General features: G+C 72.0%; 18 protein-coding genes. 8 read left to right on the plus strand and 10 right to left on the minus strand.

Features of this window, described 5'->3' with window-relative positions; all coding sequences use genetic code 11:
• Positions 1-11 precede the first annotated feature (11 nt).
• A complete protein-coding gene (locus FHS29_RS37365; RefSeq protein ID WP_512700872.1) occupies positions 12-1025 on the plus strand; it encodes a P-loop NTPase fold protein in 1014 nt (337 codons plus the stop codon).
• 33 nt (positions 1026-1058) lie between these two features.
• Complete coding sequence (gene rfbB, locus FHS29_RS34035; protein WP_184698424.1) at positions 1059-2066, plus strand: dTDP-glucose 4,6-dehydratase; 1008 nt, start codon at positions 1059-1061, stop codon at positions 2064-2066.
• A gap of 115 nt (positions 2067-2181) precedes the next feature.
• Here the strand turns inward: rfbB and FHS29_RS34040 are convergent, their stop codons facing one another.
• Positions 2182-3828, minus strand: coding sequence for a glycosyl hydrolase family 18 protein (locus FHS29_RS34040; RefSeq protein ID WP_184698426.1), 1647 nt, complete (start codon positions 3826-3828; stop codon positions 2182-2184).
• 256 nt (positions 3829-4084) lie between these two features.
• Between FHS29_RS34040 and FHS29_RS34045 the strand changes: the two genes are divergently transcribed.
• Positions 4085-5191, plus strand: a complete 1107-nt coding sequence (locus FHS29_RS34045; RefSeq protein ID WP_184698429.1) for a serine hydrolase domain-containing protein — start codon at positions 4085-4087, stop codon at positions 5189-5191.
• Positions 5192-5237: 46 nt separating this feature from the next.
• Here the strand turns inward: FHS29_RS34045 and FHS29_RS34050 are convergent, their stop codons facing one another.
• Positions 5238-5696, minus strand: coding sequence for a heme-degrading domain-containing protein (locus FHS29_RS34050; RefSeq protein WP_184698431.1), 459 nt, complete (start codon positions 5694-5696; stop codon positions 5238-5240).
• Complete coding sequence (locus FHS29_RS34055; protein ID WP_184698433.1) at positions 5693-6316, minus strand: Gfo/Idh/MocA family oxidoreductase; 624 nt, start codon at positions 6314-6316, stop codon at positions 5693-5695. The genes FHS29_RS34050 and FHS29_RS34055 overlap by 4 nt, the downstream gene beginning before the upstream one ends.
• A 46-nt stretch (positions 6317-6362) precedes the next feature.
• Here FHS29_RS34055 and FHS29_RS34060 point away from each other — a divergent pair, with 46 nt between their 5' ends.
• On the plus strand, positions 6363-7403 hold the full coding sequence (locus tag FHS29_RS34060; RefSeq protein WP_312865224.1) for an ROK family transcriptional regulator: 1041 nt from the start codon (positions 6363-6365) through the stop codon (positions 7401-7403).
• A gap of 54 nt (positions 7404-7457) precedes the next feature.
• On the plus strand, positions 7458-8207 hold the full coding sequence (locus tag FHS29_RS34065; protein WP_184698435.1) for a PP2C family protein-serine/threonine phosphatase: 750 nt from the start codon (positions 7458-7460) through the stop codon (positions 8205-8207).
• Here the strand turns inward: FHS29_RS34065 and FHS29_RS34070 are convergent.
• Complete coding sequence (locus FHS29_RS34070; protein ID WP_184698437.1) at positions 8196-8870, minus strand: ArsR/SmtB family transcription factor; 675 nt, start codon at positions 8868-8870, stop codon at positions 8196-8198. The two genes, FHS29_RS34065 and FHS29_RS34070, sit on opposite strands and share 12 nt — an antisense overlap.
• Positions 8871-8935: 65 nt before the next feature.
• Between FHS29_RS34070 and FHS29_RS34075 the strand changes: the two genes are divergently transcribed.
• On the plus strand, positions 8936-10237 hold the full coding sequence (locus tag FHS29_RS34075) for an isocitrate lyase/PEP mutase family protein (RefSeq protein WP_184698439.1): 1302 nt from the start codon (positions 8936-8938) through the stop codon (positions 10235-10237).
• A gap of 42 nt (positions 10238-10279) precedes the next feature.
• On the opposite strand, the gene FHS29_RS34080 is transcribed toward FHS29_RS34075, so the two are convergent.
• The 3 genes from FHS29_RS34080 to FHS29_RS34090 all read right to left on the minus strand — a co-directional run bounded on the left by FHS29_RS34080 (position 10280) and on the right by FHS29_RS34090 (position 13549).
• On the minus strand, positions 10280-11380 hold the full coding sequence (locus tag FHS29_RS34080) for an MFS transporter (RefSeq protein WP_221457171.1): 1101 nt from the start codon (positions 11378-11380) through the stop codon (positions 10280-10282).
• Between the two features lie 316 nt (positions 11381-11696).
• Complete coding sequence (locus tag FHS29_RS34085; protein WP_184698443.1) at positions 11697-12548, minus strand: helix-turn-helix domain-containing protein; 852 nt, start codon at positions 12546-12548, stop codon at positions 11697-11699.
• A 44-nt stretch (positions 12549-12592) separates the two neighbouring features.
• The gene (locus FHS29_RS34090) at positions 12593-13549 is read right to left on the minus strand and encodes a nuclear transport factor 2 family protein (RefSeq protein ID WP_184698445.1); all 957 of its coding nucleotides are present in this window, start codon (positions 13547-13549) and stop codon (positions 12593-12595) included.
• A 633-nt stretch (positions 13550-14182) separates the two neighbouring features.
• Here FHS29_RS34090 and FHS29_RS34095 point away from each other — a divergent pair.
• Positions 14183-16849, plus strand: a complete 2667-nt coding sequence (locus FHS29_RS34095; RefSeq protein WP_312865225.1) for an ATP-binding protein — start codon at positions 14183-14185, stop codon at positions 16847-16849.
• Here FHS29_RS34095 and FHS29_RS34100 read toward each other — a convergent pair.
• On the minus strand, positions 16772-17323 hold the full coding sequence (locus FHS29_RS34100; RefSeq protein WP_246441148.1) for a DUF6328 family protein: 552 nt from the start codon (positions 17321-17323) through the stop codon (positions 16772-16774). The genes FHS29_RS34095 and FHS29_RS34100 overlap by 78 nt on opposite strands.
• A gap of 62 nt (positions 17324-17385) precedes the next feature.
• Here FHS29_RS34100 and FHS29_RS34105 point away from each other — a divergent pair, with 62 nt between their 5' ends.
• Positions 17386-18060: a helix-turn-helix domain-containing protein gene (locus FHS29_RS34105; RefSeq protein WP_184698449.1), complete on the plus strand. Its 675-nt coding sequence runs from the start codon at positions 17386-17388 to the stop codon at positions 18058-18060.
• Here the strand turns inward: FHS29_RS34105 and FHS29_RS34110 are convergent.
• Positions 18057-18560: a GNAT family N-acetyltransferase gene (locus tag FHS29_RS34110; protein ID WP_221457177.1), complete on the minus strand. Its 504-nt coding sequence runs from the start codon at positions 18558-18560 to the stop codon at positions 18057-18059. The genes FHS29_RS34105 and FHS29_RS34110 overlap by 4 nt on opposite strands.
• 56 nt (positions 18561-18616) lie before the next feature.
• A complete protein-coding gene (locus FHS29_RS34115; RefSeq protein ID WP_184698451.1) occupies positions 18617-19849 on the minus strand; it encodes an RNA polymerase sigma factor in 1233 nt (410 codons plus the stop codon).
• Between the last annotated feature and the right edge of the window lie 81 nt (positions 19850-19930).

Here is a 19930-nt window from a genome sequence, read left to right on the forward strand (position 1 = left end):
ACCCGGTCGCCGTGGCGAAGGGCGTCACGGCCGCACTCGTCGCGTTCGGGGCGCTGTGGGCGGTGTCGCGGGTGGTCAGCCGGTTCCTGCTGTGGGACTCGGCGCGGGGCGCGCGGCTGTTCGAGCAGTCCACCGCCAACCCGATGGACGAGGTCGCGGCGCACTTCGGGTGGATGCTCGGGAAGTCGCGCGAGCCCGTGCTGTTCTTCATCGACGACCTGGACCGCTGCCAGGACACCTACGTCGTGGAGCTGCTCGACTCCGTGCAGACGCTCGTCCGGGATTCCGGCACGGCCGCGTACTTCGTGGTCGCGGCGGACGGGGTGTGGCTGCGCACCAGCTACGAGATCGCCTACCGGACGTTCGGCGACGCGGTGGCGTCCCCCGGCTACCCGCTCGGCCACCTGTTCCTCGACAAGCTGTTCCAGCTCACCGTCCCGGTGCCCGCGCCCACCGTGCGGGTGCGGGCCACGTTCCTCGACCGCCTGCTCAAGGTCGGGTCGCCGACGGGACGCGACCTGGAGGCCGAGGTGAGCGCGGCGCGGGAGCGGATCGCGGCCGGCGACGAGGCGGGCATCCTCCAGGTGCTGGACGAGGCGAGCGACGCGGCCCGCGAGGACCTCGTGGGCGACGCGGCGGTGGCGCTGGCCGCGACCCGGACACGTGCCCGGACCGAGCACGCCCTGCGGCGGTTCGTGCCGTTGCTGGACCCGAATCCGCGCAACGTGAAGAAGTTCCTCAACACCTACAGCGTGCTGCGGTCCGTGCGGGTGCTGGAGAACAACACGGTTCCGTGCGAGGCGTTGGCGCTGTGGTCGATCCTGCGCGTCCGCTGGCCCGCGATGGCCGACCACCTGGAAACGCACCCGGAGGCGCTGCGGGGCGTCGTGGACCCGCTGTGGGTGTCCGAGTGCTTTCCCGAGCACCTGCGCGAACTGGCCGGGGAAGACGAGTTCCGGGCCGTCGTGCGGCACGGTCCGTTGACCGCCGACCTGATCCGGCGGTGCTGCGGAGCCGATGACTGAACCTGCCACGAGCGCGCGTCGGTAACGTGCGGTATGGCTTCGATTCTGGTTACCGGTGCCGCCGGGTTCATCGGGTCGCACTTCGTCCGCTACTGGGTGGACGCTCATCCGGGCGATCGTGTGGTGGCGTTGGACGCCCTGACCTACGCGGGGACGGAGACGAACCTCGTCGACGTCCGCGACCGGATCACGTTCGTGCACGCGGACATCGCCGACGGACCGGTGGTGGAACGGGTGCTGCGGGAGCACTCGGTGGACGTGGTGGTGAACTTCGCCGCCGAGTCGCACAACAGCCTCGCCGTGCTGGACCCGGGCCGCTTCTTCCGCACCAACGTGCTCGGCACGCAGTCGCTGTTGGAATCGTGCCGGCGGGTGGGCGTCGAGCGGTTCCACCACATCTCCACGTGCGAGGTCTACGGCGACTTGGCGTTGGACGCGGTGGAGGCGTTCACCGAGTCGTCGCCGTACCGGCCGCGCACCCCCTACAACGCGAGCAAGGCCGGTGCGGACCACGCGGTCCGGGCGTACGCCGAGACGTTCGGGCTGCCGGTGACGATCACCAACTGCGCCAACAACTACGGGTCGCACCAGTTCCCGGAGAAGGTGTTGCCGCTGTTCACCACGTCGGCGCTGGACGGGCGGGAGTTGCCGGTCTACGCGTCGAAGGACAACCGCCGCGAGTGGGTCCACGCGCTCGACCACTGCCGGGCGATCGACGCGGTGATCCGGCGGGGACGGGTCGGGGAGACCTACCACGTGGGCACCGGGGACGAGGCGAGCGTCGAGCGGATCGCGGACCTGGTGCTGGACGAGCTCGGCTTGTCGCAGGGGTTGAAGACCACCGTGCCGGACCGGCCGGGGCACGACCGGCGCTACCTGCTGGACTCCACGAAGATCCGGCGCGAGCTCGGGTGGGGGCCGTCGATCGGGTTCGAGGACGGGATGCGCGAGACGATCCGCTGGTACGCCGCGAACCGGGCGTGGTGGGAGCCGTTGCGGGACCGCAGCCCGGTGTCCGAGCGGAGCGCCTGGGCGGAGTAGCGGAAGGGCCCCTGCGGGGGAGACGCCCGCAGGGGCCCTTTCGGTGTTGCAGGGTGTGGCTCGTGTTGCGGTCTTGCCAGGGTGTAGCCGGTGTTGCAGGGTGTTGCGGGTGTGGCTACTTCAGGCCGTTGCCCATGGCGGTGATCAGCTCACCGTTGGTGGTGTCGCCGGTCAGTTCCCAGAAGAACGCGCCGCCGAGGTTCTGCTGCTTGGTCCACTGCATCTTGCTGTTGATGGTCGCCGGGGTGTCGTAGCTCCACCACTGGTTGCCGCAGTGGGCGTACGCGGTGCCCGCGATGGTGCCGGTGGCCGGGCACTTGGTCTTGAGGATCTTGTAGTCCTCGATGCCCTTCTCGTACGTGCCCGGCGCGCCGTCGGTCGCCGTGCCGCCCGGGGTGGACTGCGTGACGCCGGTCCAGCCCCGGCCGTAGAAGCCGATGCCGAGCAGCAGCTTGGACGCCGGGACGCCCTTGCCCTTCAACTTCTGGATCGCCGCCTCGGTGGTGAAGCCCTGCGTCGGGATGCCCGCGTAGGAGGTGAGCGGGGAGTGCGGGGCCGTCGGGCCCTGCGCCGCCCAGGCGCCGAAGAAGTCGTAGGTCATGACGTTGTACCAGTCGAAGTACTGCGCCGCGCCGCCGTAGTCGGCAACGTCGAGCTTGCCGCCGTCACTGCCGTCCGCGCTGATCGCGGCGGTCACCAGGTTGCTGGAGCCGAACCGCGAGCGCAGCGCCTGGGCCACGTTCTTCAGCGCAGCCGGGCCGCTGGTGTCGCAGGTCAGACCACAGGCGTTCGGGTACTCCCAGTCGATGTCGATGCCGTCGAACACGTCCGCCCAGCGCGGGTCCTCGACCAGCTTGTAGCAGGACTCGGCGAACGCGGCCGGGTTCTGCGACGCCTGGCCGAAGCCGCCGGACCAGGTCCAGCCGCCGAACGACCACAGCACCTTGATGTGCGGGTACATCTTCTTCAGCTTGCGCAGCTGGTTGAAGTTGCCGCGCAGGGCGCCCGCGTCCCACGAGTCCGACGTGCCGTCGACGCTGGTGTCCGCGCCGTAGAACTTGTCGTAGTCGGCGTAGGTGTCGTCGTTCGCGGTGCACTTGCCGCCGGTCACGTTGCCGAACGCGTAGTTGATGTGCGTCAGCTTCGAGGCCGAGCCGGAGGTGTGGATGTTCTTGACGTGGTAGTTGCGGCCGTAGACGCCCCACTGCACGAAGTAGCCGAGGTTCTTGTAGCCGCTCGGCGGGGTCGTGGTGGTGGTGGAGGTCGTGGGCGTCGTCGTGGTGGTGCTGGTGCTGGTGCTCGTGCTGGTCGACGTCGTGGTCGTGGTCGTCGTCGTGGTGGTGGTCGTGGTCCCGCCGGCGTCACAGGACGCGCCGTTCAGCTTGCAGTTCGCGGGACCGGAGAACGCACCCGAGTAGGCGACGTTGAAGCCGAAGCTCAGCGAGGCACCGACGGCGAGGCTGCCGTTCCAGGTGTTCTTCACCGTGACGTGCTGGCCACTGGTGGTGTAGCTGCCGTCCCACAGGGAGGCGACCTTGTGCCCGGCGGGCAGGTCGAACTCCACCGTCCAGCTGGAGATGGCCGCCGCGGAGGCGTTGCGGATCGTGTACTTGCCCTCGTAACCGGCGCCCCAGTCCGAGCCCTTGGTGAAGGTGGCCGACAGACCACCCGCGCCGCTCGCGGCGGGCACCAGGACCAAACCGAGGACCATTGTGGCGACCGCCACGAACAGCGCTGTGAGATGCCATCGGATCTTCGACATCGTGCTCCTCGTCAGGGAAGGAGTGCAGGGTTGAGAAGAACATGTGGTTCAGACCACTTGACGGTCAAGGTCTAGACCACTGCGTCACTCGAACGGACTAGTGGATCGGGCCCTGGGAGCGGTTCCAACCGGGTCCGACCACTAGGGGTGCGCAACGCCGTAAGTCAACGTCCGCGTCACCCCTGAGATGGTCGCCGGACCACCCGCGGACTGACCAGACTCGGGTTCCTCGACGTCCGAGAGGGAGGAAGCGTTGATGCGCAAGAGGGGAATCGCGTTAGCCGCGGTCGTGGGGCTGACGGCGCTGGGGATGGGCGGAACGGCGGTCGCGGAGCCCACCGGCTCCGCCGGCCGCATCGACCGCGAGGTCGTGCAGCAGGCGCTGGACAAGCTGACCGGTGAGGGCGGCGCGGCGGGGGTGCAGGTCCGGATCACCGACGGGCGGCGGCAGTTCACCGCGCGCAGCGGTGTCGCGGAGGTGGGCAGGACCGAACCGGTGCCGCTGGACGGCCGGTTCCGGATCGGCAGCATCACCAAGACGTTCGTCTCGACCGTCGTGCTGCAGCTGGTGGGCGAGGGCCGGGTCGGGCTGGACGACCCGGTGGACCGGTACCTGCCGGGCCTGCTGCCGGACGGCGACGAGATCACCGTGCGGATGCTGTTGCAGCACACCAGCGGTCTGTTCAACTACACGCGGGCGCTGCCCCTGGACCCGGCCGGGTTCGAGGGCATCCGGTTCAAGCACTGGGAGCCGCGCGAGCTGGTGGGGATCTCCACGGCCGAGCCGCTGGACTTCCCGCCCGGCACGTCCTGGAGCTACTCCAACACCAACTTCGTGGTGGCCGGCCTGCTGGTCGAGAAGGTCACCGGGCGGCCGTACGAGGTGGCGGTGAACCGGCGCATCCTGCGCCCGCTGGGGCTGCGCGACACCTCGGTGCCCGGAGACCGGGTGGACGTCCCCGGCCCGCACGCCCACGGCTACTACAGCGTGGACGGCAAGGCCGTGGACGTCACCAGGCTGAACCCGTCGGTCGCCCACGCCGCCGGGGAGATGATCTCCACGACGGCCGACCTGGACCGGTTCGTCGACGCCCTGCTGGACGGCCGCCTGCTGGCGCCGGCGCAGCAGGCGGAACTGACCAGGACCCTGCCGTTCACCGAGGGGTACGGGCTGGGCTTCCAGTCGACCGAACTGCCCTGCGGTGTGACCGTGTACGGCCACGGCGGCGGCATCCCGGGCTACACCAGCTACCTGGGCAGCACGAAGGACACGAAGACCCGCCTGGAGGGCTCGTTCACCTCCTCGCCCGCCGGGGGCACCGGCGCCGGGCTGGAGGAACTGCTGAACGAGGTGTTCTGCTGACCCGACCCGTCCGACGAGGGGGCTTCCCGGGTTCCGGGGAGCCCCCTCACCGCTTCAGGAACAGCTCCAACTGCGCCACCACGAACGCGTGGTCCTCGGCCTGCGGGAGGCCCGACACCCCGACGGTGCCGACCATGCCCACGCCGGCCACGTTCACCGGGAACACGCCGCCGTGCGCCGCGTACACGCGCGGGTCCAACCGCGAGTCGTTCTCGAAAGTCTGACCGCGCGACCGGAACGTCTCGCCGACCCGGAAGGAGCTGCGCCCGTACCGGTCCACCACGCGGCTCTTCCGGTCGATCCACTCGTCGTTGTCGGCGGACGTCCCCGGCAACGCGGCGTGGAACAGGCGCTGCTGCCCCCGCCGCACGGACACCACCAAGGGCAAATACTGCTCGCGTGCCGCGTCGAGCAGGAAAGCGCCCAGCGCCAACGCGTCCTCGTTGGTGAACGACCGGAACACCAACCGCGCTTCCTGCTCGGCCAACGTCTCCAACAGACTCATACCGCCACCACCTGTCCGGTCCGGGCGGACGTGAAGGCCGCCTCGATCACTTCCGGCGCGCGCACCGCCGACTCCGGGTCGACGGGCACGGGGCCGCCGGCAGTCAGAGCTTCCACCAGGAGCCGGTAGAACACCGAATGCGCGCCGGGGACGCCCGGCACCGACTCGAACCCGGTGACCTCCCCGGGTGAACCGTCGTCCAGATGTGATTTCACAGTCAAGAAGTCGCCGTCCCGTCGACGGTTCCGGAAAACTGTCAATGGAACACCCCGATATCGCGCCGCTTTCACCACGCGCCGGGCGTCGGCGGACGTCCCGGCGATCGGCTTGTCCGCCACGACCGGAATGCCGGCCTCGATCGCGGTGAGCGCCGACGGCACGTGGGTGCGGTTCGGGGTGGCCGCCACGAGCAGGCCCAAGTCCAGCTCGAACAACTCCTTCACCGAGTTGACCAGCGAAGACGTCAGATGTTCCGCGTGCGCGCGGTCCCGGCGGGACGGGTCGCCGGTGACGATGGCGGTCAGGTCCAGGCCCGGCGTGGCGGTGATCAGCGGGGCGTGGAACACGCGGCCGGCGATGCCGTAACCGGGCAGTCCGGTGCGGAGAACCGTGCCGAACATTAAAGCAACGTCGTTTAGTAAACACTGCTCGTGCCATCATGCGGAAGTGCCGAACTTGCGCTTCCTGCGCGGATACAACGACGCGGTGGTGTTGGGCCTGGCCAGGTCCGGCGCCGTCACCAGGGTCGACCTCGCCGAGCGCAGCGGGCTGACACCGCAGGCGGTGTCCAAGGTGGTCGGCAGGCTGATCGCGGACGGCCTGCTGGTCGAGTGCGGCACCCGCAACGTCGGCGTCGGCAAGCCGCGCACCCTGCTCAAGCTGGTCGCCGACAGCCGGCTCGCGCTCGGGGCCCAGGTCGAGCGGGACGAGTTGCGGGTCGTGCTCACCGACCTCGCGGGCGACGTGCTGGACCGCGCGGTCGCCCCGCTGCCGCCCGACTTCGACCCCGCCACGTTCGTCGCCGAGCTGACCCGGCTGGTGGACGGGATGCGCACCGAGCGGCTGCTCGGCGTCGGCATCGGGTTCGTCGGGCCGCTGGACCACCGGACCGGCGTGGTGCACGACGCGACGGCGCTGGCGAAGTGGCACGACGTGCCGCTGCGCGAACTCGCCGAGCAGCACCTCGGCCTGCCGGTCGTGGTCGACAAGGACACCAACACCGCGATCGTCGCCGAGTCCTGGCGGCGCGGCGAGCAGCTGCGCAACGCCGTGCTCGTCCTGGTCGGCACCGGCCTGGGCGTGGGGCTGCTGCTGGACGGGCAGGTCTACCGGGGCGCGCGGACCAACGCGGGCGAGTTCGGGCACACCACCATCCAGCTCGACGGGCCGCGCTGCGTGTGCGGGCGGACCGGGTGCGTGGAGGCCGTGCACAACGCCGCCGCACGGGCCGGCGACCTCGCCGCCGCCACCTCCATCGTGGGCACGGCGGTGTCGGACCTGGTGCAGCTGCTGGACGTGGACCACGTGGTGCTGGCCGGTCGGGCGGTGCTCGCCGCACCCGACGAGTACCTGGCCGGCGTGCGCGCGAAGCTGCCCACCGCGGACTGGCTGCCGGTCGACGTGGTGATCACCCCGCTGACCGACGACGTGGTCGCCGCGGGCGCCGCGATGCTCGTGCTGAGCGAGTTCTACGGGCGTCCCCGGTAGCCGATTTGGACAGCGCCGCTCCCCGGCACCCGTGCGGGTGATTCACTATCCGGCATGTATGCGCTCCGCCACGCCGTCGGGACCGACCCCGGCCAGCGCCGTGAGGCGAACGAGGACTCGGTGTTCTTCAGCGAGCGCCTGTACGCCGTCGCCGACGGCATGGGCGGCCACGCGTACGGGGAGGTGGCCAGTTCCATCGCGGTGGCGGTGCTGGCCGAGCTGGACGTCGACGCCGACGACCCGCTGTCCGCGCTGGCCGGCGCCACCAGGGAGATCGCCGTCCGGCTGACCGACCTGGCCGAGGAGAACTTCGACATGCGCGGCATGGGCACCACGCTCACCGCGCTGCTCTGGGACGGCGAGCGGTTCGCCGTCGGGCACATCGGCGACTCGCGCTGCTACCTGGTGCGCGACGGCGAGCTGACCCAGATCACCCGCGACCACACCATGGTGCAGGCGCTGGTGGACGAAGGGCGGATGGCCGCCGAGCAGGCCGCCGAGCACCCCGGCCGGTCCATGCTGATGCGGGCCTTGCAGGCGGGCAGCGCACACGACCCCGACCTGTTCTTCCAGGACGTCGAAGCCGGCGACCGGTACCTGATCTGCTCCGACGGGCTGTCCGACGTGGTGACCGCCGAGGAGATCGCCGAACTGCTCACCGCGGACCCGGACGGCGACCAGACGGTGCGGGCGCTCATCGCGGCGGCCAACGCGCGGGGCGGACCGGACAACATCACCTGCGTGCTCGTCGACGTGGTGCCGGCGGGCAACGCGTCGTGGCTGCCGACGTGGCTACAGCCCTGAGATCCCCAGCAGGTCCTCCAGTGCCCGCTCGCCGGCCGGCGTGACCTTGACGGCGCGCCCGGTGCCGACCTTGCGGACCCAACCCTGCGCGTGCAGGTGGGCGCAGATGTGCGCGCCGGCCGCTCCGGCGAGGTGGGAGCGGCGTTCGGTCCAGTCCAGGCACGCCTTGCCGATCGGGCGGCGGGTCGTGGAGAAGTCGGCGTGCAGGTGGTCCGCCAGCCAACCGATGCCTTCGTCGGTGACCAGGAGGTCGGCGTCGAGCAGGTTCCGGCCGGCCATGGCGTCGGTGATGGCCACCCCCAGGCGTCCGGCGAGGTGGTCGTAGCAGGTGCGGCCCCTGGCCAGCGCGGTGGAGGCGGTGGACGCCTTGAGCGACCGCCCGGGCGTGGTCGGGCCGACGTAGCCGAGCAGGTGTTCCAGCAGGTCGGCTACCCGGGGACCGGCCAGTTGGAGGTAGCGGTGACGGCCCTGCCGGCGTTCCCCGAGCAGACCGCCGGCCACCAGGCGGGTCAGGTGCTCGCTGGCCGTGGCGGGGGAGACCCTCGCGACCTCGGCCAGTTCGCCCGCCGTCCACGCGCGGCCGTCCATCAGGGACAGGCAGAACTGGGCGCGGCTGCGGTCGGCGAGCAGCGCGGCGAGTCTCGCTAGTTCGTCTGCGGCCATACCGCCATTGTGCGCTCCGGACACTTCGGCGCACACCGAAGTGTCCGGCGTCTAGCGTCTGCCGCATGGATCACGACGTGCTGCTCGACCCGGCTTACCCGGTTCCCGCCGTGCCGTTCGCCGCGCGGGGGATGGCTTGGCTGCGTTGCCACGTGGCGCGGTTCAGCGAGGGCGCGGACCACGTGCGTCGACGTGCGCTGGCGATGGAGCAGTTGTCTACTGTGGACATTGCTGTGTTGCGGCGGCCGGGGAACGCGGTCGCGAAGCTGGCTGCTGCCTTGGGGCTGCCCCGGGACGTCGTCGCGGACGTGTCGGTGATCGCCCGGTCCTACCCGCCGCACACGGCCGTCACCGAGGAGGCGGACGAAGCGGTCGCCCGACTCGTCACGGCGTGCGGCGGCACGTGGGACGAGTCGGCAGCCGCCCGCATCGGCCTGCTCGTGCAGGCCAGTGCCTCCACCGACGCCATGATCGCCGGACGCGTCCCGCCGGTACCGACGACCCGGCGGATCGCCCCTGACGGCTCGCTGGTGGAGGTCCCGCTGGACGCGGTGCCGTTCGGCGCGGGACGTCACGAATGCCCCGGCCGCTCCCACGCCGAGGCGATGGCCCAAGGAACCTTCCACCGCCTGCACCACGCCCCGGAACCGCTGCTGCTGCCCAACGCCTGGGACTTCGCATCGGCCGCCGCCCTGGTGGACGCCGGTTTCCAGGCGATCGGCACCACCAGCCTGGGTGTCGCGGCGGCCGGCGGAACCCCGGACGCGGCAGGGCTGGCACGGGAGGAAACCCTCGCGCTGGCCCGGAAGCTGGTCCGGCTGCCGGCGGCGGTGACCGTGGACGTCGAAGCCGGGTTCGGCGACGTTCGCGGCCTCGCGGCGGAACTGGCCGACCTCGGCATCGCGGGCGTGAACATCGAGGACGGCCGGGGCGAAGGGCTGGCCGACCCGGCGGAGCAGGCGGCCCTGGTGCGAACGTTCAAGGAGACCGCGCCGCACCTGTTCGTCAACGCCCGTGTCGATACCCATTGGCTGCACGTCGACCAGGACAGCACGGTCGAGCGGGCACTGCGGTACGTGGACGCGGGCGCGGACGGCATCTTCGTCCCCGGCCTCCCGCTGGACCGGATCGCCGGGGTGGTCGAGGCAGTGCCGGTGCCGCTGAATGTGCTGGCACAGCATGACATCAACACGTTGGCCGACCTCGGTGTGCGACGCGTCAGCACCGGTTCGCTGCTGTTCCGGGCGGCACTCCAGGCGACCGTCGCAACCGCCCGCGCGGTGCGTGACGGTCGGCCTGTGGGTGAGGTGCCGGACTACGACGCCGTGCAGGACCTGGTGGCGCGGCACCCAACGGTGACCCGGTGAGGTCGGCGCACGACCGTTGCGTTTCCACACCAACCAGGCGTCTCACCCGCCCGGACCGGCTACCGGGTCGATCCTCCGAGGCGCGCTACCAGGCGGCTCCTGATCCGACCTCCGGACTCGCAACGCGTAGGGCAGCACCAGCGCGAAAGCCAGGATCACCACGGACACCAGCGACAGTCCGCCGAACACCCAGGCCGCGTACACGCCATAGGCCGCGACCTCGCTGCCCAAGCCCGCGACCGACGTGACGGTGGCCCGTGCCGAGCCGGTGATCCTTTCCTGCAGACGGGTTTCCGCCACGACGAGCACCAACCGGTAGAGCCCGTAGAAGACGGCGACCGCCGCCAGCCCGGCCGGGTGGCGGAGCAGACCCGCCGCTCCCAGCAGCAGCGCCGACGCGGCGAGCAGTCCGCCGAGGGGCAGTCTCGTCCCGCCCAACGCCGCGCCCGCCGCACCGGCCAGCGGAATCGCCAGCACGGCCAGCGGCACGAGCGCCACCGGCACGTCCCAATCCCGTGCCAGCAAGGGGAAGTACTCCTCCAAGGCGTCCAGGCCGGCCAGCACGGCGACCGCCGGCACGGCCCGGCGCACGGCAGGAACGGCCGCCGTCTCGGCCAAGCCCGAACGCAGAGTGGCGAAGTAGTCCTCCGGATCACCGCGCGGGGTTTCCGGCAGTCGCAGGGCCATCAGCGCCGAACCCAGGCACGTCGCCACGCTCACCCATCCGACCAGGGCGTAGCCACCGGTCGAGAACAGGAAGGTCGCCGCCACGGCGGACGGGATCTGGCCCAGCAGCCCGACCGCCGTCACCCGGCCGAGCACGGTGCCGAAGTGGTCGGCGGCACCGACCGCCGTCAGCCCGTCGTGCAGCAGGGCTTCCAGGGCGCCGGAGACGAGCGCGCCACCCAGGCCCCACAGCACGAAGCCGCCGGCGAACGACCAGAAGCCGGGCGACGCCGTCCACAGCGCGTAACCCAAGGCCTGCAACAGACCCGCGGCGACCAGCGACCACCGGCGGGAGAACCGGTCGGCGAGCGCGCCGAACGGCACCTCGGCCACGACGGCGACCGTCGACCAGATGGCGAACAGCGCGGAGATCTGCCCGTCCGACATCCCGTTGTCCGCGAACAGCAGCGCGTACATCGGGTAGAGGGGCACGACGTCGGCCAGCAGCGCCCACCCGACGGCGAGTCGGGACAGCGGCCGAGCCGGGGGCGGTACAGGGCGTCAACCGAAAGGCATGGCCCAGACTAACCCCATCCGGCCCGGCCGCTCCGCTGATTTCCGGGGCACGGGGCACGCGGCGCCACCACGACGAGCAGTACTTCTCCCTCTACGAGGTCGGCGAACGCTCCACCTCCCGGCGCGCCACCACCCCGGCCGGGGTGGTGGCCGCGGAGGAAGTCGGGACTGCGGGGAGTGCCCCACCGACCGGGTTCTGCGACGGGATCCCGTCCGGCTACGGCTGCCGCGCCGCATCGGACCCGGCGCCGAGGTGGCCCGAGCCGGCGGACCTCTGCCGCAGCGCCTGCGCGGTCCCGGCGTCGGCCGGGTAGAACGCCTCGACGGTGAGTTCGGCGAGGACGACGTCCAGGGCGGTGCCGAACGTGGTGATGGTGCTGAGGAAGCTGAGCACCCGCTCGCCGTCGCGGATGCGGATCGGCAGCGCGATCTCGTGCGTCGGGTCGTGCCGCGCTCCGTCGGACGACGTGCGCGCGGCGCCGTACCGGGACAGTTCCCGGTGCAGGTCGGCCAGGTCGGTGTCGGCGGTGTAGGACGCCTCCCGGGCCAGCCGCTGGAGCAGGTGGTCGCGCACCTCGTCGAGGTTGACCAGCCTGGGGGCGAGCCCGTGCGGGTGCAGGGCCAGCCGCAGCACGTTGACCGGTGGGCGCAGCAGTTCCGGCGCGGCGCCTTCGAGGAGCAGGTCCGCGGCCGGGTTGGCCAGGAGCAGGTCCCACCGCCGGTCCACGACGAGGGCGGGATTGGGCTGGTGGCCGGTCAGGACGGCGTCGAGCACGTCCCGGGCGGGACGCATCCGCGGGGAGTCCAGCGACCGCTCCGGGTGGACCGGCGCGTAGCCGGCCGCCAGCAGCAGGTGGTTGCGCTCGCGCAGCGGCACGTCGAGCCGGTCGGCCAGGCGCAGCGCCATGTCCCGGCTGGGCCGGGCGCGGCCCGTCTCCAGGAAGCTCAGGTGCCGGGCGGAGATGCCGGCCTCCACGGCCAGTTCGAGCTGGCTGTAGCGGCGCTGCCGCCGCCAGTGGCGCAGCAGGTCCCCGAACGGGCGGATGGCGGTGTCCACGTTCTTCCTCACGGGTTCCGCCGGGACCGCGGCACGGTCCCGGCGTTCGTCCCCCCTCACAGCTTGCCGTAGAGCTCTCGCACCTTGTCCGGACCGGCGATCAGCGGCAACGTGTCGAACGAGAGCGTCCAGCCGTGCCGGCCGTCGAACCGCTCGATGATCCCGAAGGAGGTCGGGGTCGGGCGCTGCGGGGTCGTCATCGTGCCGTACCACTCCTGGTAGGTGGCCTCCCCGGTCCGGACGGTCTGCCCCGGCCGCAGGTCCAGGCTGTCGACCTTGTCGAACAACCGCTGCAGGTAGTCGGCCTTGCCCTTGGGCGTGCGCAACCGGCCGTCGCCCAGGCCGGTGCCGGTCAGCGGGACGCCACCGGTGGGCGCGACCAGGGCGGCGGCGTCCTGGCCGTTCCAGGCCGCGGCGCGGGCCTTCAGGTCGTGCCACCGGCCGCCCGGAGCGGTGACCTTCCCGGCCGTGTCGCGCACACCGTCGAACACGTCCTCCAAGCCGGGGTCGAGTTCGGCGAACCAGGTGTAGCGGTCGTAGTAGCGCCGCCCTTGGATCACCCGACCGTCGTCGCCGAGCACCACCCGGTAGATCGCCGGGTAGCTGAGCGTGGTCCCGTGGACCTCGACCTCGTTGTGCGCGCCGTACATGACGACGTTGCCGTCCACCGCGACCCGCGTCGGGTGCATCCGGAACGAGGGGAGCTTGTTCAACGTGCCCGCGATGGCGGCGCGGATCGCCTCGCGGCCCTGGATCACCGATCCCGCGGCCTCCCAGAGCGTGGCGTGCTCGTCGAAGATCTCCTCGGCGTAGAAGTCGATCCGCTCGGGCCCGGTCCGCATCGCGCCGAACCGGGTCTGCCGGTCGATGAACGCCCGGGCGTTCGGCGACACCTCGCCCTCCACCCCGGACCCGGCCGGTGCCGGTTGTGCGGGCGCGTCCGTGACGCCCGTCCCCAGCATCGTCGCGACGCCGACCAGCACGCCCAGCGCCTTCAGCACCTGGTTCTTCAACTTCGCTCCTCGTGGAGGTGGGTGATGTGATCACCTTCTCCCGACGGCGTAGTGCTGTCGATTACCTCACGGGTAAAGCCGGCTGACCGGAGCCCGGACCGGTCGGGGCCGGACGACATCCGGTCAGCCGCCCCGTACCGGCCCATTCCGCTGAGAAAACCGAATTCGGCGGTCGTCGACCACATGACGACCGGTCGACGTCCAAAGGGGTATCGAGTGGTGAACCGTCACGTGATCCCAGGCGGAATGTTTCCGTGAAATCGCGTGACGAAATCAGTGCGGTGTCGATCGTCGCCGGCGGAATCGCCGGACCTGCCGCCACCGCGCCGGCACTGCGCGAAGCCGGTCAGTTGTAGGGCATTCCGCCGAACGGGCCGGATGCCACCTGGGCGGCGGTGGTGAAGAAGGCCACCAGCAGGACGGCGATGAGTACTCGTCCGATTCGCATGTGCGCTCCAGTCACGGGAGATCGGAGGGAATTCAGGCAAATTCGGCGCCGACGGATACGGTGGCAGCAGCGGGTGAAACGCGGCGGTGATTCCGGTGAACAACCGGCGAACTGTCCGAACGTGGCGTCAATTCGAAATACCGAAACACCTTGTTAACCTGCTGTTGGCCTTGTATTCTCTCGGTGTGCGCGCCGTCACCCTGCGTCTCGTTGGCCGCGAGCGTGAGCTGGCCCGCCTCCTGGACCGGGTCGACGCCTTGGCCGAGGGGCGGGGCACCGCGCTGGTGGTCGAGGGCGAGCCGGGGATCGGCAAGACCGCGCTGGTCAGGGTCGTGTGCGAGGCCGCCGCCGAGCGCGGGTTCCGGGTCTGCAAGGGCACGGGGGACGAACTGGGCCGCTCGCTGCCGCTGTTGCCGCTGCTCGACGCGCTGTCCACGGCCCGCTCCGACCCCGGCGCGACGGCCACCGCCGAACGCCTGCTGGCCCGCGTGGACGATTTCTGCGCCGTCGGCCCGGTGCTCCTGGTGCTGGACGACCTGCACTGGGCGGACGCCGCCAGCGTGGCGGTGTGGAAACGGCTCGCCCGGCTCGTGCCGCAACTCCCGCTGCTGTTGATCGGCGTGCTGCGGCCGTTGCCGCGCCGGGACGACCTCTCCGCGCTGCGCAACGGCGTCGAACGCCTCACCGTGCCGAAGCTCGCGGACGCGGCGGTGGCCGAACTGGTGGGCCTGCTGGCGGGCGGCACCCCGGACGACGCGCTCGTCGCGCTCGCCGCCGACGCCGGCGGCAACCCGCTGTACCTGGTCGAACTGGTGGAAGCCCTGGTGCGCGGCAACGCGGTCGAGGTGGACGCCACCGGCACCGCCCGGCTCACCGAGGCGGACCTGCCCGCGTCGCTGTCCGCCGCCATCGCCGACCGGATCGGCTTCCTCAGCGACGACGTGCGCCGCGTGCTGGTCGCCGCCGCGCTGCTCGGCGTGGGCTTCCCGGTCGCCGACTTGGCCGCCGTGCTCGGCCGCCGGGTGGTCGACCTGCTGCCCGCGTTGCAGGACGCGACCGTCGCCGGCGTGCTGGAGGACCGTCCGGCGGGCCTGAGCTTCCGCCACCCGCTGGTCCGCGCGGCGCTGTACGACGAGGTGCCCGAATCCGCCCGCGGCGCGTGGCACGGCGAGGCCGCGCGGGCGCTGGCCGAGAGCGGCGCGGGCGTGGACCGGGTGACCCGGCAGCTGCTGGCCGCCGACGACCGCGTGCCCGACTGGGTGGGCGGCTGGCTCGACGAGCACGGCGCGACGCTGGTCGCGCACGCCCCCGAAGCCGCCGTGGACCTGCTCGGCCGGGTTGTCGTCACGCCCGGCGCCACCACCCGGCGCGGTGTGCTGCTCTCCCACCTGGCCGAAGCCCGGTTCCGGCTCGGCGACCACCACGGCGCGGAAGCCGTGGCGCTGGCCGGGCTGGAACACGGCACCCTGGTGGACCTGCACTGGACCCTCGCCCAGTGCCGTTCGATGACCGGCCGGTCCGCCGAGACGCTGGTCGAGCTTGACCGCACCCTGGCCGCGCCCGACCTCACCGAAGGCGACCGCGCCCGGCTGCTGGTGCTCGCCGCCCGCGCGCACTGGGACGTGGGCGAACTCGACGCCGCCGAACAGCTCGCCGACACCGCGCTGCGGATCGGCGACCGCGGGGCGACCAGCTGGGCGCTGCACGTCCGCACCATCGTGGCCATGGCACGCGGCCGGATGGCCGAGGCGCTCCCGCTGTTCGACCGGGCGCTGGCGGTCGCGATGGGCGACCCCGCGACCGCGGACCTCCGACTGCTGCTGCAGATCAACCAGGCCGTGACGCTGGGCGAGCTGGACCGGGGCGAGGAGGCCATCGCGTCCGCCAGCGTGGTCCGGCACGCCGCCGACCAGACGGGCAACATCGTGCGGCTCGCCCAGGCGCAGAGCGCGCTGGGGCAGCTGCTGCTGGACGCGGGCCGGTGGGACGAGTCGCTGGTCGACGTGGACCTGCTCGCGGACGACCTCAAGCACCCCATGGTGTCCCGCTGCGACCACGGCGTGGCGGCGCTGATCCGCCTGCACCGGGGCGACGTCGAAGGTGCGCGCCGGGACCTGGACGCGGCCGGCGCGGGGGTGCGGGGGCACGTCGTGGGGCCGTTGGCGTCGGCGACCAGCCTGGAGCTGGAGCAGGCGGGACGGCGGTCCGAGGCGCTGGCCGTGCTGGTCGACGGGTTCGAGTCGGTGGAGGACCTGCTGCCCGACGCCGTGCGGCTGGCCGTGGAGCTGGGTGCGGACCCGTCGGCGGCGGTGGCCCGTGCCGAGCGGCTGGTCGCGGAGCTGGACGTCCCGCACCGCCGCGCGTCCGCCGCGTACTGCCGTTCGCTGGTGGCCGGCGACCCGGTCGGGCTGCTGCACGCCGCCGAGGAGTACCGGGCGGCGGGGCGTCCGCTGTTCCGGGCCAAGGCGCTCGCGGCGGCGGCCGTCGCCTTCGCGTCGGCGGGCGACGGCACCTCGGCCCGTGCCGCGCTGAGCCACGCGGTGGACGTCTACACGGCGCTGGGTGCGGACTGGGACGTGACGCTGCTGCTGGCCCGGATGCGGGAACTGGGCATCCGGCGCGGCCCGCACGCCAAGCACCGGCGGGCCACGCACGGCTGGGAGAGCCTCACCCCGATGGAACTCAAGGTCACCGAACTGGTGGTGACCGGCCTGTCCAACCGGCAGATCGGCGAACGCCTGTTCCTGTCCGGTCGGACGGTGGCCACCCACGTGTCACACGTGCTGGCGAAGCTCGGCGTCCGGTCGCGCACCGACATCGCCCGGGAAGCGGTCCGGCACCGGGTGGGCTGACCGCGCGCGGTAGCGCAGCGGCAGCACGAACCACCAGAAGCCGAACCACAGCACCAGCCCCGTGGTGATCCACACCGCCGGCCACAGGCCCAGCACCACGTCCAGGATCAGCAGCAGGGCGGTGGCCAGGGCCAGCTTCAGCAGCACCAGACCGGCCAGCAGCAGCCGGCTGGACGTGCGCACCAGCTCGTCCTTCAGCCGGCGGCGGAACACCAGCCGGTGGAACGGCGCGGGCGCGATCAGCAGGGCGGTGGCGGTGGCACCCAGGACCAGGCTCAGCACGTAGACCTGGAGCTGGAACGCGCTGAGCGTGCCGAACCGGGGCGTGAAGGCCAGCGTCAGCAGGAACGCCAGCAGTAGCTGCACGCCCGTCTGGGCGACCCTCATCTCCTGGAGGATCTCCGCGTAGTTCCGGTCGTTGCGCTGGGCCGGGGTCTCGTTGCGAGCCCGGGCGTTCCACTGGTCGTCGGTCATGGTCCTACCGTGCTCTCCGCACTGGTGCGGAGACATCGGTCGGCATACCGAGGTTGTCCGCGATGTTGGTACCGGACGTGGACCTGCGCACCTGGGTGACGGACGTGGCTGTGGAGACGGTGCCGCCGTCCGGAACCCAGGCGAGTCCGCCGGACCCGGCGACGACGTTGGTGTTCTGCTCGGCCGCCGAGGAGGCGTTCGTGGTGGGCCCGCAGACCCGCGGCAAGTACTTCCGAGGGGCCGAAGCGCACCGGTTGAAGGTGCGGCTGCGTCCGGGCCGGGCGCGGGCGGTGCTGGGGGTGGCGGCGCACGAGTTGGTGGACCGGGTCGTGCCGCTGCGGGACCTGTGGGGATCGGCGGTCGCGCCGGGGGAGCTCCGCCGGGTCCTGGCCGAGCGGCTCGCGGCCGTCGACCCGCAGCGGGACGCGTTGGTCACCGAGGCCGTGCGGACCGTGCCGTCGTCGGGGGTCGCGGCCACCGCGCGGGCGTTGCACGTCAGCGAGCGGCACCTGCGCACGTTGTTCAACGACGCGGTCGGGTTGTCCCCCAAGCAGTTCACGCGGGTCGAACGGGTGCGGCGGGTGGTGGCGTCGGGGAAGCCCGGCTCGTGGGCGCGGTTGGCGACCGAGTTGGGCTACTACGACCAGTCCCACCTGAGCGCCGAGTTCCGGGCGACGATGGGAGTCGCGCCGGGAGCCTTCGCGGCCGGGCGGTTCCCCGAGGCGCAGCCCTGTTAGAGGGGCTTCGCCAGGTACAGCGCCACCTCGCCCTCGGCCGGCGTGCCCCGGTAGAGGGTGGTGTCCAGACCGGCGAGCGCGAACCCCATCCGCTGGTAGGCGCGGATCGCGGGCACGTTGACGTTGGAGGTCTCCAGCCAAACCGTGCGAGCGCCGTTGTCGCGCCCGTGGTCCAGTGCCAGTTCCATCAGCCTCCGGCCGACGCCTCGGCCGCGGTGGCTCGGCGCGACCGTGAGCTGCCGGACGACCAGCCGGCGGTGCCAGTCGGCGATCTCCACCGAGATGAAGCCGCGGAGTTCGTCGTCCACCGCCACGAAACCGTCCGCGGGCGGATCGTCGTCGTCCGGGGGGAAGACCTTGCGGAGGGGCGGGTCGACGGGGGTGGGTTCGAGCTGGAAGCCGAGTGGGGCCGAGCGGACCTCGAAGACGGTGTCGGTGGTGAACGAGTCGTCCAGCGTCAGGTCGTCGGCGGGGCTGATCGGGCGGTAGTGAAGATCCACACCGTCGATGGTGCCCGAGGCTCCCGGGCTCGGGCTTGAGGGCCCGGTCCCGGGATTCAGCCGCAGGCGGCGGCGCGGTCCAGCAGGAGGGTGCGTTCGCGCTCGTTGCGGGTCATGGTGGCGGCGCGTTCGAACTCCGCGCGGGCCTCCGCGGCGCGGCCCAGTCTGGCCAGGAGGTCACCGCGCACGCTGGGCAGCAGGTGGTAGCCCTTCAGCGCGGGCTCGTCCACGAGTTCGTCCACCAGCTCCAGGGCCACGGCGGGGCCGAACGCCATGCTGGTCGCCACCGCGTGGTTCAGGTCGACGATCGGGGACGGGGCGACCAGCGACAACGCCTCGTAGTACCCGACGATCCGGGTCCAGTCGGTCTCCTCGGGCGTGCGGGCGCGGGCGTGGCAGGCGGCGATCCGCGCCTGCAACGAGTACGGACCGCCGCCCGCCTTCTCCAGGGCCGCCAGGCCGCGCCGGATGAGCAGCTGGTCCCACCGCGCCCGGTTCTGCTCCAGCAGCAGCACCGGTTCGCCGTTGGGGCCGATCCGGGCGCGCGAGCGGGACGCCTGGATCTCCAGCAGCGCGACCAGGCCGTGCACCTCGGGTTCGCGGGGCATCAGGCCGGCCAGCACGCGGGCCAGGCGCAGCGCGTCCGCGCACAGCGCCGGGCGCATCCAGTCGTCGCCGGCGGTGGCCGAGTAGCCCTCGTTGAAGATCAGGTAGATGACGCCCAGCACGGACGCCAGGCGGGCGTCGCGCTCGTCCTCGGCGGGCACCTCGAACGGCACGCCCGCCTTGGCCAGGGTCTTCTTCGCCCGCACGATCCGCTGCGCCACGGTCGACTCGGCGACCAGGAACGCCCGCGCGATCTCGTCGGTGGACAGCCCGCCCAGCATCCGCAGGGTCAGCGCGACCTGCGCCTCGGTGGAGAGCACCGGGTGGCAGGCGGTGAACACCAGGCGCAGCAGGTCGTCGTCGATGTCGCCGACGGACGAGCCCGCGTCGGGCGCGTGGTCCTGCTCCTGGTCGCGGCCGATCTCCGCGAGCTTGCGCTGGTAGTTCCGGCTGCGCCGGATCTGGTCGACGGCCCGGTTCTTCGCGGCGGTCATCAGCCACGCGCCCGGGTTCCGCGGGATGCCGGTCCCCGGCCACTGCTCCAGGGCGCTGACCATCGCGTCCTGGGCGAGTTCCTCGGCCAGGCCCACATCGCGCACCACCCGGGCGAGGCCCGCGATCAGCCGTGCCGACTCGATCCGCCAGACCGCCTCGACAGCACGACGCGCATCGGAAGCTGTCACGACCTGGGATCAGATCAGCTTCCGATGCGCGTCGGCAAGGCGGGGTCGGTCCCCGGGTGTTCCCCCGGGGTAGGCGCCCGG

The organism is Saccharothrix tamanrassetensis (assembly GCF_014203665.1).
GTDB classification, from domain to species: Bacteria; Actinomycetota; Actinomycetes; order Mycobacteriales; family Pseudonocardiaceae; genus Actinosynnema; species Actinosynnema tamanrassetense.

Bases quoted from the DNA above. Each gene is read 5' to 3' on its own strand.
- rfbB (WP_184698424.1), top strand. From the start codon at position 1,059: ATGGCTTCGATTCTGGTTACCGGTGCCGCCGGGTTCATCGGGTCGCAC.
- FHS29_RS34075 (WP_184698439.1), top strand. From the start codon at position 8,936: ATGGATCACGACGTGCTGCTCGACCCGGCTTACCCGGTTCCCGCCGTG.
- FHS29_RS34065 (WP_184698435.1), top strand. From the start codon at position 7,458: ATGTATGCGCTCCGCCACGCCGTCGGGACCGACCCCGGCCAGCGCCGT.
- FHS29_RS34070 (WP_184698437.1), bottom strand. From the start codon at position 8,870: ATGGCCGCAGACGAACTAGCGAGACTCGCCGCGCTGCTCGCCGACCGC.
- FHS29_RS34050 (WP_184698431.1), bottom strand. From the start codon at position 5,696: ATGAGTCTGTTGGAGACGTTGGCCGAGCAGGAAGCGCGGTTGGTGTTC.
- FHS29_RS34040 (WP_184698426.1), bottom strand. From the start codon at position 3,828: ATGTCGAAGATCCGATGGCATCTCACAGCGCTGTTCGTGGCGGTCGCC.
- FHS29_RS34100 (WP_246441148.1), bottom strand. From the start codon at position 17,323: ATGACCGACGACCAGTGGAACGCCCGGGCTCGCAACGAGACCCCGGCC.
- FHS29_RS34080 (WP_221457171.1), bottom strand. From the start codon at position 11,380: ATGTACGCGCTGCTGTTCGCGGACAACGGGATGTCGGACGGGCAGATC.
- FHS29_RS34045 (WP_184698429.1), top strand. From the start codon at position 4,085: ATGCGCAAGAGGGGAATCGCGTTAGCCGCGGTCGTGGGGCTGACGGCG.
- FHS29_RS34105 (WP_184698449.1), top strand. From the start codon at position 17,386: ATGTTGGTACCGGACGTGGACCTGCGCACCTGGGTGACGGACGTGGCT.
- FHS29_RS34055 (WP_184698433.1), bottom strand. From the start codon at position 6,316: ATGTTCGGCACGGTTCTCCGCACCGGACTGCCCGGTTACGGCATCGCC.